Origin of the sequence: Planococcus beijingensis, from assembly GCF_016820615.1 — a bacterium.
GTDB classification, from domain to species: domain Bacteria; phylum Bacillota; class Bacilli; order Bacillales_A; family Planococcaceae; genus Planococcus; species Planococcus notacanthi.
In genome coordinates, this window is record NZ_JADHDZ010000002.1 from 471,523 (window position 1) to 484,437 (window position 12,915).

At 42.4% G+C, this 12,915-nt stretch carries 12 protein-coding genes; 6 read left to right on the plus strand and 6 right to left on the minus strand.

What is annotated here, in order from left to right:
• The first annotated feature begins 1 nt into the window (after position 1).
• Positions 2-691 (plus strand): TetR/AcrR family transcriptional regulator, encoded by a 690-nt coding sequence (locus IRE19_RS08535; protein WP_203340023.1) that lies wholly within the window; start codon positions 2-4, stop codon positions 689-691.
• A 228-nt stretch (positions 692-919) separates the two neighbouring features.
• On the plus strand, positions 920-1,117 hold the full coding sequence (locus IRE19_RS08540) for a hypothetical protein (protein ID WP_191716078.1): 198 nt from the start codon (positions 920-922) through the stop codon (positions 1,115-1,117).
• 436 nt (positions 1,118-1,553) lie between these two features.
• On the opposite strand, the gene IRE19_RS08545 is transcribed toward IRE19_RS08540, so the two are convergent.
• The 4 genes from IRE19_RS08545 to IRE19_RS08560 all read right to left on the minus strand — a co-directional run bounded on the left by IRE19_RS08545 (position 1,554) and on the right by IRE19_RS08560 (position 5,085).
• Complete coding sequence (locus IRE19_RS08545; protein ID WP_191715621.1) at positions 1,554-1,991, minus strand: PTS mannitol transporter subunit IIA; 438 nt, start codon at positions 1,989-1,991, stop codon at positions 1,554-1,556.
• A 39-nt stretch (positions 1,992-2,030) separates the two neighbouring features.
• Positions 2,031-3,503 (minus strand): PTS mannitol transporter subunit IIBC, encoded by a 1,473-nt coding sequence (locus tag IRE19_RS08550; RefSeq protein WP_203340024.1) that lies wholly within the window; start codon positions 3,501-3,503, stop codon positions 2,031-2,033.
• A gap of 306 nt (positions 3,504-3,809) precedes the next feature.
• Positions 3,810-4,409: a TetR/AcrR family transcriptional regulator gene (locus tag IRE19_RS08555; protein ID WP_203340025.1), complete on the minus strand. Its 600-nt coding sequence runs from the start codon at positions 4,407-4,409 to the stop codon at positions 3,810-3,812.
• Between the two features lie 184 nt (positions 4,410-4,593).
• Entirely contained in the window at positions 4,594-5,085 is a 492-nt protein-coding gene (locus tag IRE19_RS08560) for a DUF1648 domain-containing protein (protein WP_203340026.1), read from the minus strand.
• A 578-nt stretch (positions 5,086-5,663) separates the two neighbouring features.
• Between IRE19_RS08560 and IRE19_RS08565 the strand changes: the two genes are divergently transcribed.
• Positions 5,664-6,350, plus strand: coding sequence for a GIY-YIG nuclease family protein (locus IRE19_RS08565; RefSeq protein ID WP_203340027.1), 687 nt, complete (start codon positions 5,664-5,666; stop codon positions 6,348-6,350).
• Between the two features lie 244 nt (positions 6,351-6,594).
• On the opposite strand, the gene IRE19_RS08570 is transcribed toward IRE19_RS08565, so the two are convergent.
• Positions 6,595-7,059 carry a macro domain-containing protein gene (locus IRE19_RS08570; protein ID WP_203340028.1) on the minus strand — a complete coding sequence of 155 codons (465 nt, stop codon included), beginning with the start codon at positions 7,057-7,059 and terminating at the stop codon, positions 6,595-6,597.
• A 300-nt stretch (positions 7,060-7,359) separates the two neighbouring features.
• Here IRE19_RS08570 and IRE19_RS08575 point away from each other — a divergent pair, with 300 nt between their 5' ends.
• The 3 genes from IRE19_RS08575 (at position 7,360) to pgeF (ending at position 10,742) form a co-directional block, all read left to right on the plus strand.
• Entirely contained in the window at positions 7,360-8,601 is a 1,242-nt protein-coding gene (locus IRE19_RS08575) for a PucR family transcriptional regulator (RefSeq protein WP_203340029.1), read from the plus strand.
• 120 nt (positions 8,602-8,721) lie between these two features.
• The gene (ald, locus tag IRE19_RS08580; protein WP_203340030.1) at positions 8,722-9,852 is read left to right on the plus strand and encodes an alanine dehydrogenase; all 1,131 of its coding nucleotides are present in this window, start codon (positions 8,722-8,724) and stop codon (positions 9,850-9,852) included.
• 131 nt (positions 9,853-9,983) lie between these two features.
• The gene (pgeF, locus tag IRE19_RS08585; RefSeq protein ID WP_203340031.1) at positions 9,984-10,742 is read left to right on the plus strand and encodes a peptidoglycan editing factor PgeF; all 759 of its coding nucleotides are present in this window, start codon (positions 9,984-9,986) and stop codon (positions 10,740-10,742) included.
• 283 nt (positions 10,743-11,025) lie between these two features.
• Here pgeF and IRE19_RS08590 read toward each other — a convergent pair whose 3' ends face one another.
• Positions 11,026-12,324 carry an L-lactate MFS transporter gene (locus tag IRE19_RS08590; RefSeq protein ID WP_203340032.1) on the minus strand — a complete coding sequence of 433 codons (1,299 nt, stop codon included), beginning with the start codon at positions 12,322-12,324 and terminating at the stop codon, positions 11,026-11,028.
• Positions 12,325-12,915 lie beyond the last annotated feature (591 nt).

Here is a 12,915-nt window from a genome sequence, read left to right on the forward strand (position 1 = left end):
TATGCGTAAAATTTCACCGGAGGAAAGGCGGGTCATGCGCCGATCCTATGCTGAAAAAATAATGGAAACTGTTCGGACAAAAGGATTCATTACATTGACGATTCAAGATCTGGCTCGTTTAATGGGAATCAGCAGAGCTTCCCTGTATAATTTTTTCGCATCAAAAGAAGACATCATCCTGGAAGTCACCGAAATCTATATTGAGTATTTGAAAAAAAGCAACGATTTCATCAGCAATCCCCGCTACCCCTATAGCCAGCGGTTGCCAAGTGTATTTGAACAAGCGGCTTTTTCTGCTGTTTATGCTTCAGAAATTTACTTGAATGAATTAAAGATAACCTGCCCTTCTTTATATGAAAGAAAATTGGAATTATCAAATGAACGGATTTCCGCCCTCCATGCTTTTTATGAAAATGGGATGATCGATGGGGATTTCAATTTACTCAATCCGGCATTGATTGTGGCACAGGACGATGCCGCGTTAGGTAAAATACTGAACTCTTCGTTTTTGTCAGACGAAAACATGCCATTGGAAGACAGTATGTACGGCTATTACAAAATCATGAAACATCGTACTTTTGCGTCCGCCTCCTTAAAAGCCACTAAAGATCCCTACATCGATAAAGTGGTGGCCACCATCGTCGGACAGCTCACAAAAGACCATTCTGCAGAACTTCAAAAAAATAGTTAAATTGGACTTGCTCCTCTTTATTATGTCGCTTAAAAGCTTTGTCACAGATTTGTGACAAAGCTTTTTTCTTTCATTAACGGCCAAGCAGTAAAGTTTGGATTTTTAATCTGCTGGGAATAGAATTGAAACAGTAACCACATTATTGTCATTGTCGAGTAATAAATGTTTTAAAATTCTGACAAATAGATTATAATTACGTTCAACTACTTAAAAAAGGAGATGGTGAAAATGAACTTGGACTCGATAAAAGGTTCAAGCATGATCGTTAAGATGGCGCGTGCGTTAGTGGAGGACGGTTGGTCATTTACTCCCAATGAATTTGATGTCATCGTAAAAGCAGAACATAAAGACACAGGAGAAGCCATCTCTTTTAATTCAATAGGCAACCTAAAAAGATGGATGTATGAAAAAGCGCTCAGCTATTGACTACCAATTATATGAAATCCCAAAAACCCTCGCAGACCACAAAGGTCTGCGAGGGTTTTTAGGAGTCGCTTCATAGACAATCTGCTTTTTTACACACTTCTGCATTGATGCCCTGCATTTTTAGAAATTCAACGATTTCACGCGCTGTTTTCGGTTTGGGATTAGCATAAAATAAGGTTCCGCTCATTTTCATCAACCTCCAAGACTTATTCATAGTCTCAGTATACAGAACAAATATGAACAAACTATTACCAAATTGAAATTTGTTCAAAATTTTCTTCTTAAATAAACGCCAAAATGCTGCCTGAGCAATAAATTTCTTATAGTTAAGCAACAGATAGGCACTGATTCCCGCTAGTGCCTACCTATTCCGACTTCATAAAATCGTTTTTTTCATCTGAGCGGATCGCCGTTTCCAAACCTGAAACTGCCTAATTCAGCTCACTTCACTGAACAGATCCATAATCTCGTCTTCTGAAGTGGCGTTCAAAATCTTGTCGATGTTTTCTTCTTCTGAACAGACAATTGCAATGTTCGATAAAATTTCCAAATGCTCGTTGTTTTTTCCGGCGATGCCGATCAGGATTTTCGCGATGTTGCCACTTCCAAAATCGATCCCTTCCGGAACCGTGACTACGGATATGCCCGTTTCCAGCACGTTCGCTTTCGCGTCTTCCGTACCATGCGGTATCGCCAGGCTATTGCCCATAAAAGTAGAAGCCATTCCTTCACGCTCCAGCATTTTGTCTACATAACCAGCATCCACATAGCCATTGTCCACCAGAATTCCTCCTGTGTAACGAATGCCTTCTTCCATAGTAGACAGTGGGACATTTAGTTTGATGTTTTCCCGTTTCAATACGGCTTTTGCCATTTCCATCACTCCCGTCAGAATTTTAACTTAGATGACTGGTTATTTTTTCAACCGCTGTGCCAGTTTGTCGTATTCTGGACTATTCATGAAATTTTCGACAGAAATATGCTCAGCCTGCGGCAATTTTTCTTTGGCGCGCGGTGTCAGATCTTTATGAGTGACGACAATATCCGCATCTTCCGGCAATTGGCTGATGGCGGTATTGGTGACTGGAATATCAATATTTTCTTTTTTGAATTTGTTCTTCAATAAAGATGCACCCATCGCGCTCGACCCCATGCCAGCGTCACAAGCAAAAACGACTCGCCGTACCTGATCAGCTCTTTTCATGCCCGGATCCGACGTTACCACAGCACCTTCCTGCAGGACATCACTGTTGGCATCCGCTGTCGGACCTTGCGCAGCCTGAGGGGCCAAGTAGCCGGCTGCTGCACTTTTCTTGCCTTTCATCTCTTCCATTTTGCCTGTAGCAGCCGATAGATCTTCTTCCACGTCTTTAGTCGTTTTCAATATGACTGAAGCAATGGTGAACGACACAGCAGCTGCCACTATTACCCCGAGAACCACTGCCACGTAATTGCCTTGCGGCGTCAGCGCTAGCAGCGCGAAGATGCTGCCGGGTGACGGAGTAGCGACCAAGCCTGCATCCAGTAGAACGAATGTGAACACACCGCTCATCCCCCCACCGATGACCGCCAGCAGCAAAAGAGGCTTCATCAACACATACGGGAAGTAGATTTCATGAATCCCACCGAGAAATTGGATGATGGCTGCTCCTGGTGCTGAACTCTTGGAAATTCCTTTTCCGAAAATCATGAAGGCAAGCAGGACGCCTAGACCCGGTCCAGGATTCGTCTCCAAAAGAAACAGAATGGATTTGCCGTTCGTTGCTGCCTGCTCTACACCCAATGGACTCAATAAACCGTGATTGATGGCATTGTTCAGGAATAGTATTTTCGCTGGTTCAATGATGATGCTCGCCAGTGGCAACAAGCCGTTGTTGACAATGACTTCCACCCCGGCAGCGAGGCTGTTTGTCAATGAATTAACAATTGGCCCGACTCCTTTCAATGATATCCCCGCTAGAATTGCGGCTAAAATACCGGCCGAGAAATTATTGTACAGCATCTCAAATCCTGCACGTATTTTATCCAAGAACAACCGGTCAACCAATTTCATGAGATATCCGGCTAACGGTCCCATGATCATGGCACCTAGAAACATCGGAATATCAGATCCGACGATGACACCCATGGTGGCTGTCGCTCCGACTACGCCCCCGCGGAAGTCATACACCAACCGTCCACCAGTAAAACCGATCAGCAAAGGCAGCAAGTATTTAATCATGGGATCAACCAAGGTCGCTAAATCTTCGTTAGGCCACCAACCATCAGGAATAAATAATGCCGTTATGAGCCCCCAAGCGATGAACGCGCCAATGTTCGGCATGATCATTCCACTTAAATGACTCCCGAAGCGTTGGATCCGTGCACGATTCTTACCTTCAGCCATATAAATCCCTCTCTTCTAAAATTAATCATTCCAAAAAAACGAAGCCATACATAGAGAAGTTAAAAGAAATTTCGTTTTTTCCAAACTGCTGATCTCGACTATCGTTACATCGGTTCTCACCTCTTTCTGGGAAAGGAAGAAAAGAATGCTGAAAACAATAGAACTTTACTTAGATCGTAGCATATTACCATGATTAGATGTTAGTTTTTTCTGAATAATCAATTTAATTAATTATCAAAGACTTTCCTATCACTAATAACAGAACGGCAGCCATGACAAGCGGATTGTCATGGCTGCCGTTCTATTTTATAAATTTATGTCTTCTTTGCAGATGGAATTCAAATGATAGATAACCATTTTCTGCTGGCGTTCCCGGCTGGTTTGGTCCGGCCTGACCATCGCATCCAATACCATGCCATCCAGTAAATAGATCAATCTGTCAGTTTCGTACGGAACATTCAGGTCCTTCTTCAGCATGTTCAATAAGATCAAGTTGGACATAATGTTTTTAATGGCCTGCAATGCTCCGTCCTGCTGTTCAATATAAGCTGCTTGTTTATGGGGGGCATGAACTTTAAAAATCAACCTTACTTTCGCTTCTGTTTCCAGTTCACTATCCGTTGGCAAGAACGTCAATAGCACATTGATGATCTTTTCCAAAGGCGGCAGTTCTTCCTGAAATATTGAGGCAGCAGCATCTGTCAAGCGTTCATACACCAGCGCTTCCGCATAAAGCATAAGTTCCTCCTGCGTAGAAAAGTAGTACCGCATTGCACCTAACGACAAACCGGCCTCCTTTGCAATTTTTCTTACAGATGCACTTTCCCTTCCTTGCTCTAGCATGATTTTCCACGTGGCCTGTGCAATCAACTGCTTACGCTCGATCGGATCAATTAGTTTTGGCATATTTCAATACTATCAGAATAATAATAATTTTCAATCTTTTTAACACAACTGTATTACACTATTTTTTGGACCGTTATATAAACAGTACAACTGTATCATCAAAATAGTAACAACTTTCAGAATTTGTGGATAACCCTTTTTGGCTGTGCGCAACTGTGCACAGCTGACTGTGGATGAAGATAATCTACTTCCGCAGCATACGAATCATAAAGAACAGGATGCTCCCAAAAATGACTGCCAGAAAAACGGGCATGAAGAATGAACCCAGACCATCCGCTTCTCCCAGAGCCACACGAATATTTTGAAAGTTGATCCAGCTGAACAAGATGACCATTTCATTCTTCAGTACATTGATCATCAATCGCCCATTTTTATATTGGGCTTCGGCATTCTCTTCTGTCAGGTTCAAATAATTATAGGTATGCGGATATTTTTCAAGTACTGACATGCCGATCCATAATGCCGCTCCGATTAATGGAAGGAGAAATAATTCTTCTTTTCCTCCCCAACGGTCGACTTGTCCCGCCCCATCATAATGGCCGGGCACTTGGTCAGGCAATGCACCATATTGAACAAATAAATACACCAACATCGTTAAAAATACCAGCACTGAAACAGCATTTAAAAAGCTCCCGAAACCTGTACCCGGAATATCGATTTTCGGTTGTTCCTTCAAAAAAAGTCCCCTCCCCTCTCCACCTGTTTTTTTAAAAAAACTCATAAAGTCAGATATAGCAAGCTGTTCAGCACTGTACCTCAAAAATCCGTTTGTTTCTCCTTCCAAAAAACCAATTGAAAAAACTGAGCGATGTACAGCTAGTCACCTGTATTTTTTGCATCCAGACTAGCAGTGACTGCCTAAAAAGTAGTTTTACAATATAAAGTCTGGCACCCTTCTTCTTCGCTTCCTTCACTTAACAGATCAGCAAAATAATCTCGCGGGTTTTCTTTAAACACTCTGATTGAAGAAAAAGTCCTTCAGCTTTTCAGACTTTTGCCTAATCCAGTAAAACTCTTTTGTCCAGTTTGTTCTATGTATAATTTCAGGGGATATTGGAACCTTGTCGATTCAATGCCTGTCAGTATCATTAAAGAATTCCCGCCGATTTTTTATCAGCATCCCCCATTTTCCAGACATCCCCTTGTAAGTAAATTAATTTACATTTTTTGAACTTACACCCTCTAATTCCATCTAATATATATTATACTATAGGGAAAGCATTGTTTTTTCAATCAGCTTGAGGAGGTGCCATTATGTTCAAGAAATTTTTCAGCAATTTTTCAAAAACCAGACCCGCCGCTGTTACTGAAGCTTCAAGGCCAACAATAGATACAGAGAAAATCTACCTCTTTGACTCTAACCAGCAGGAACTTGACCGGATTATTCAGCTACCGGCATTGCCTGGTAAAGCGCCTGGCTATGTCTATTTTGTTCAGGAATATATGACCGGCTCCTTCAAAATCGGCAAAACCAAACACATCGACAGACGGATGAATGTCTTCAACGTCAAATTGCCTTTTGAAAACAAATTGATTTTCCTTATTAAGACGGCTGATCACCATCAGACCGAAAGTGCCTTTCACCAACACTTTTCCGCTAAATGCCTGGAAGGTGAGTGGTTCAATTTAACTAGAGAAGACCTGGGATGGATCAAACGAGGTATTTACACTGAAAAAATCCACAAAACCATTAATTCTCCTGCAGAAGTGATCAAACAACTTTCCGCCAATAAAGCCAAAACAGATGAAAAGCCGTTGACTCAAAAACAAGTGGAATACGCAAAAAACCTGGTACTCAAATTAGAGCCGGACTTTGAGCTCAATGCAGAATATGTAAACTGGACGCAAAAAGACTTGAACCGCTTAAGCGGTTATTTCCGTTTTAAAAACATCGGTGCTTTAAATAATCTTGTGGAAAGCGGTGTGCTCAAATCGAAATGATTTTCCGGGGTGATTTGGGGCTTCGGCGTTAAGCCCAAGTTCTATGAGGTACTATTGACCATTCCTGTTGAATTCTTCTCCGTTAAAGTCTGACACTGAAGTGGAATATACCAGCCAATTGAACAACCGGTCGATCACAACACTTTAACAATAGTTAAAAGCTTAGCCTTGGAACAAGCTGCCTTCCGATCACCGGAAAGACAGCTTGTTTCTTTCTGCCATCATCCAGAAATCAGCTGTGACTTTATCCGCTGAACAGCACCATATATACCAGCAGTTCTTGTGTTTCTAAAAATTGCTCAATCTCCGAAACAGCTGTTTCCAGCGCCTGTTCTTTCGGGTAACCATAGATTCCTGAAGAAATAAGCGGAAATGCGATCGACTTGCACTCTAAAGATGTTGCCAGCGCCAATGAATTCCGGTAGCAAGAACGCAATAATTTCTCTTCTTCATGCGCCCCGCCCTGCCACACCGGTCCCGCAGTATGAATAATGTATTTTGCTTGCAAGCGGAAGCCTTCTGTGAAAACTGCTTTCCCTGTCGGACAATACCCAATTTCATCACAGGCCTGTTGTAACTGTTCCGCACCTGCTGCCCGGAAAATCGCTCCACAGACACCACCTCCCATTTGAAGCGCTGAATTGGCCGCATTAACAATAGCATCCGTTTCCATTTTGGTAATGTCGTTTTGGACTATTTCTAATGGCATGTTCATGATCCCCTTTCTGTCCTGTCTATTTTGGATTGAAACACTTCTGCCTTGGTAATCCGACTAGGAACGCCCGTTATAAGTACTTCTTCACCTGATGCCCTTCATTCCCCTTTAACGAACCGATCACTTTTCTTTACCATAAACCTTGCCCCAAAAGATGTAAAGCCTCTCTTTCCGATATTATCCCTGTTGATTCTAGCTGACGGCTGTAGAGGAAGGCGCCTCTTTTCGTTATACTGATAATAGAGATTAATGACTACGGCTTTGAAGATTAAAGACCGTCAAAGGAGCGCCTCCATGAACGAAATGACACCAAAGAACCCATTCAAGAAATCTTTTTTCGATTTGAAGGAGCTGGTCGACAGCATCCACGAAAACCTGCTGTGTCCAGTCACTATTGAAGATACGAATCATCGCCTCCATGCTTACAGTTCCCATGAAGACGACACCGATGCTGCTCGGATCGGCACCATCATTTCGCAGCGCGTACCTGAAAAGGTGATTAATCGGTTATGGAAAGAAGGAATTATTCCAAAATTGATGCAGTCGGACGCTGCGCTGCGCATCCCCCATATCGAAGACATTGGGCTGCGTGACCGGGTAGCGATTGCCATTCGGAAAAACAATGAAATTTTAGGCTATATTTGGGTCGTCGAAGGGCCTCGAAAACTCACGAATGAGCAATTGGACCTCTTGAAAGACGCAGCAAGTGCTGCGACTCCTTTGATGGCGAAGCTGTACCAGAACCGAAAACGAAAAGAAGAAAATTACCAAGACTTTTTTTGGCAGCTTCTTACTGGCCAATACAAATCCTTAAAAGAAATTCATGATAAATTCTATGACCTGAATCTGCGGATGCCGGACAGTTTTACAGTTTTAACTTTCCGATTCCAGCAGGACATTACCCGAAAAATGGAAGAACAACTTTCCTATTTGATCACCACCAGCCAGAAAATCATCAATCACTTTTTAGTGGTCATGGATGAGGAATTGATTTTGATCGCTTCCCCGCATCCATCACAGCCAGCAGACGAAGCCTTTGATGATTTTATATCCTTCTTCATTTCTGAAATGGCCAACCGTTTTTCCATTTTGGATGTTGAAGGCGCTTACGGAACAAGCTATAGCGATATTGATAAAGCAGAAACGAGTTACCAGGAAGCATCGAAAGTTTTGGAAATGAAGAAACGCTTTCCTGAGGAGCTCGAAAACGTCTTCCATTTCCGGCGCCTTGGCGTTTTCAGGTATATGGATGTGCTTCATAAAGACCAACACGCTAAGCGATATGAGCATCCTGCCATCGCTAAACTTGAGACTTATGACAGACTTCATAATTCCAACCTGTTGAAGACATTGGAAGTTTTTATCCAACAAGACAGCAATATGAACGATGCAGCCAAAAAACTGTTTGTCCATACCAATACGCTTCACTACCGCATCAAACGCATCTCGGAAATAGGCAGTATCCGTCTAAGCGATGTCAATGAAAAACTGGGCATTTACCTTGATCTGAAAGCACGGAAATTTGATGAAAAATAGTCTTTTGTGAGATTTCACAAAAGAGTCGGACTTATTTCTTTATTTCATACAATGAACAACAACAGCGTTACCGCTATACTTATGGATATCTACACCATTCGTTTTATAGGGGGAAGAATAATGATTATTGGAATTCCGAAAGAAATCAAAAACAACGAGAACCGAGTGGCCATCACTCCTGCTGGAGTCGACGCTTTTGTAAGAGCTGGACATCAAGTCATCATCGAAACGGGTGCTGGATTGGGAAGCAGCTTTACAGATGAAGATTACATCGCGACAGGAGCGAAAATGGTTGGCTCAGCCCAGGAAGCCTGGTCTGCTGAAATGGTCATGAAAGTAAAAGAACCCGTTGCTTCTGAATACAAATACTTCCGTGAAGACCTGTTATTGTTCACTTACCTTCACCTTGCTGCTGAACCTGAATTGACAAAGGCATTGGTAGACAATAAAGTAACTGCGGTCGCTTATGAAACGGTTTCGGTTAACCGTACTCTTCCATTATTGACGCCTATGAGTGAAGTGGCTGGCCGGATGGCTGCCCAAGTCGGTGCTCAATTCCTTGAAAAAGTATACGGCGGCAAAGGAATCTTATTGTCCGGTGTACCAGGTGTGCAACGCGGCAAAGTGACAATCATCGGCGGTGGAGTTGCAGGGACGAATGCTGCGAAAATGGCAATCGGCCTTGGCGCACAAGTAACGGTCATTGACTTGAGCCCGGAACGCCTGCGCCAATTGGATGATATTTTTGGAACTGATGTGACGACATTGATTTCCAATCCATTCAATATCGCAGAAGCGGTGAAAGAATCTGATTTGGTCATCGGCGCAGTCCTAATTCCGGGATCAAAAGCACCGAAATTGGTGACAGAAGAAATGGTTCAATCCATGAACCCTGGCTCTGTTGTCGTAGATATCGCGATCGATCAAGGCGGAATCTTCGAAACGACAGACCGCATCAGCACACATGATGATCCGACGTATGTAAAACACGAAGTGGTCCATTACGCGGTTGCTAATATGCCTGGTGCAGTTCCACGCACGTCGACAATCGCTTTGACGAATGTCACAGTTGGTTATGCATTGCAAATGGCCAATAAAGGCGTACAGAAAGCGATCGCAGAAAACCCGGCATTGAAGCTTGGCGTCAACACAGCAAACGGCAGCGTCACTTATGAAGCAGTAGCTAAAGACCTTGGCTTTGATTTTGTTTCAGTTGATGAAGCCTTAGCGAAACCTGCTTCATTGGTATAAGACATACACCACAAACAGCCCTCCCCTGTAATTTTTCAGGGAGGGCTTTTTTGTGCAATAAACTAAAGAGCTGCATCTGTCTTCCTCTGCATTTACTTTCTGTTACTCTATATGTAAGAAAGGTGATGAAAATGAAACTGAAATTCTATGCAAATGAAGAAAGCTTTATAGCCGGCATGACACAAAAAGACGCTGCCGAGCCTGAAAACAATAACATGGCGCTGCATGCCTGTGAAAATCCACAAATGGTTTTGGCCAATCGTGAAAAACTGGCACACCACCTGAACACTCCGCTCGCCCATTTCATATGCGCCAATCAAACACATAGCGCCAATTTTCGGCGCGTCTCTAAAGCAGACAGCGGTCGCGGAGCAATTGATGCAAAAGACGCCTTTGCGGACACCGATGCGCTATATACCTATGATTCCGGCCTAGTATTATGCAGTTTTGCAGCTGATTGTGTACCTGTCATTATCCGCGACCGGAAAACCGGCTTGGTCGGCGTCATCCATTCCGGCTGGCAAGGTACCATCAAAGAGATCACATTGAAGTTGCTTCAGCAACTGATCGAAGTCGAGAAATCCGATCCGGCAGACCTTACTATTCAAATTGGTGCCGCCATCAGCCAACAGAAATTTGAAGTGGATCAAGACGTCTATTTCAAATTCGATGCCCTTGGCTATGCTTCTGAATTCATGTTTTATAATAATGCTTCAAGCAAATACCATATCGACAATCAAGCCGTTGTAAAAAGACAATGCGAGCTTGCCGGTATACCTTCGGAACAGATCGATATTGATAGAACATGCACATTTTCAAGTCCAAATGGCTTCTCATACCGAGAAAATAGAAATAGTGGCAGGCATTTGATATTTGCAATGAATAAATGACATTAGGCTACGCACAAGAAATTTCTGGACAAACAATTAAATAAGAACCTGAACCCTTTATATATATATGTCATTTTTATGTTGCCAGGTGCAAATCCTCTTCATATCAGTGATTTACAAACTATGCTATAGACAAAAAATCCGTTTTCAGAAGACCTTAAAGGTTTTCGAAAACGGATCTTTTGCTTATTGATGCTTTATGGGCGAAAACTACAGCATTTTTAAATCGTGACTTTTATATCATTTTTCTTCTAACGAAATAACAACAATAGAACTAATTCTTTTAATTATTTCCCTCTTGAAGATTAAGTCCTTTTGAAGCAGATTTTTGTGTTTTCTCCGCTTTTGGATGTCCTTCAATTCGTTTGATGTCCCAACGGATCAATAACGAAATCAAGAAAGCAATGGAAACCAAAACGATGAAAATGTAGAAAACCGGTTCGTAGCTGCCCGTACGTTCTCTGACTTGCGAAACGATAGCAGGCCCGATAATGCCGCCCATCGACCAAGTTGTCAATAAATAACCGTGGATTGCACCCAATTGTTTGGTTCCAAAAAGATCTCCGACAAATGCTGGCAAGTTGGAGAATCCTCCGCCGTAACAGCTGACAACTACCAAAATCAACGCTTGGAATACCAATACATGTGTGATGTTTGGAAGCATCGTGAATGCCACTATTTGAAGAGCGAAGAAAATGGTGAAGACTGTTGGCCGTCCGATGTAATCGGAAATTGCCGCCCACCCGAGTCGGCCGCCGCCATTAAAGATTCCCATGATGCCGACTAACGTAGCAGCGCCTGCTGCAGAAAGTCCGATTAATTCTTGTGACATCGGTGATGCCACCGAGATGATCATGATGCCCGCACTGACATTGATCAGCATCATCGACCAGACCATCCAGAAGCGGCGAGTCTTGACTGCTTCTTTAGCAGTCAATTGCGCCAAATCCTTTTTCATTACTTTTTTGCCCGAATCAATTGCTTGCTGCATACCAGCTGGCATCCAGTTTGCAGGCGGTGGTGCGATGTATGAAGCACCCAAGATGATCAAGATAAAATAGCTGATGCCTAACATGTAGAAGGTAGTGCTGACGCCAAATGACTCCATCAGGTTGGCTGCAACAGGTGCTGTAATCAAAGCTCCTGCGCCGAAGCCCATAACAGCCATTCCTGTAGCCAATCCTCTGCGGTCCGGAAACCATTTAACAAGAGTGGAAATAGGTGCAATATAGCCTACCCCTAATCCAAGTCCACTTAACAAACCGTATGTAAGAAGGAATAAAACCAGTGAATCAATTTGAACAGCAAAGCCTGCTCCAGCTTGTCCGATACCGAATAGGAAAGCTGCTAAAATTGCTGATCTCCGTGGACCGTTCTTCTCAACAAATCCTCCGAAGAATGCAGCGGAGATTCCTCCAAGTGCCATCATAATGGTGAAAGCATACGTAATTTCTTTGGGTGCCCAGCCCATTTCAGCGCTGATCGGTGTTGTGTAGACGCTATAGGCATAAGCCGCTCCAATCGATAATTGAATCGCTATGGCTGCTAAAGCAATCAGCCATCTGTTTTTTGTTTTGCCCATTAAAAATCCTCCTTTAAACCATTTTTATCTGCTTCAACGTTTTAGAAGCGATTCTAAAGAGAATATATGCTATTGCAAAATAATACAAGGGTATTTTTGAAAATATTTATTTCCATTTGCGGCTGAAATGTCGTGAATCCTTGCGGCTGTAAGAATAAATGTCTAATAATATTTTTTAAAAAATTTGAAATAATCTAGAAAACTATATTTTTGTTGTTTTTATACACGTGATATGTTGACTAATATTACTTTTTTAGAATATTCTCTTCTTTAACTATTGAATATTCTGCTTTAAGCATGATTTCTGCAATCACAGACATTTTAAACAGTTTTTTTATTCAAATAAGTTAAAGTAAATAAATAACACAGAATAGTCACAGGTACCCTGAGTTACGGTCTTGACCTGCTAAAGACTTACAAAAATTCTGAAAATGTAAACGCTTTACTGACTATTACAATAAATCGGTTTTGCGGCAGGACTGGGAACTTGAATCAGATTAAAGGAGCGATTTTAATGACAGCAACAAAAGGTTTAGAAGGTGTAGTAGCAACCCAATCCGCGATCAGCTCGATCATTGATGACACACTTAC

Bases quoted from the DNA above. Each gene is read 5' to 3' on its own strand.
- IRE19_RS08570 (WP_203340028.1), bottom strand. From the start codon at position 7,059: ATGCCATTAGAAATAGTCCAAAACGACATTACCAAAATGGAAACGGAT.
- IRE19_RS08555 (WP_203340025.1), bottom strand. From the start codon at position 4,409: ATGCCAAAACTAATTGATCCGATCGAGCGTAAGCAGTTGATTGCACAG.
- IRE19_RS08565 (WP_203340027.1), top strand. From the start codon at position 5,664: ATGTTCAAGAAATTTTTCAGCAATTTTTCAAAAACCAGACCCGCCGCT.
- ald (WP_203340030.1), top strand. From the start codon at position 8,722: ATGATTATTGGAATTCCGAAAGAAATCAAAAACAACGAGAACCGAGTG.
- IRE19_RS08575 (WP_203340029.1), top strand. From the start codon at position 7,360: ATGAACGAAATGACACCAAAGAACCCATTCAAGAAATCTTTTTTCGAT.
- IRE19_RS08590 (WP_203340032.1), bottom strand. From the start codon at position 12,324: ATGGGCAAAACAAAAAACAGATGGCTGATTGCTTTAGCAGCCATAGCG.
- IRE19_RS08540 (WP_191716078.1), top strand. From the start codon at position 920: ATGAACTTGGACTCGATAAAAGGTTCAAGCATGATCGTTAAGATGGCG.
- IRE19_RS08545 (WP_191715621.1), bottom strand. From the start codon at position 1,991: ATGGCAAAAGCCGTATTGAAACGGGAAAACATCAAACTAAATGTCCCA.
- IRE19_RS08550 (WP_203340024.1), bottom strand. From the start codon at position 3,503: ATGGCTGAAGGTAAGAATCGTGCACGGATCCAACGCTTCGGGAGTCAT.
- IRE19_RS08535 (WP_203340023.1), top strand. From the start codon at position 2: ATGCGTAAAATTTCACCGGAGGAAAGGCGGGTCATGCGCCGATCCTAT.
- pgeF (WP_203340031.1), top strand. From the start codon at position 9,984: ATGAAACTGAAATTCTATGCAAATGAAGAAAGCTTTATAGCCGGCATG.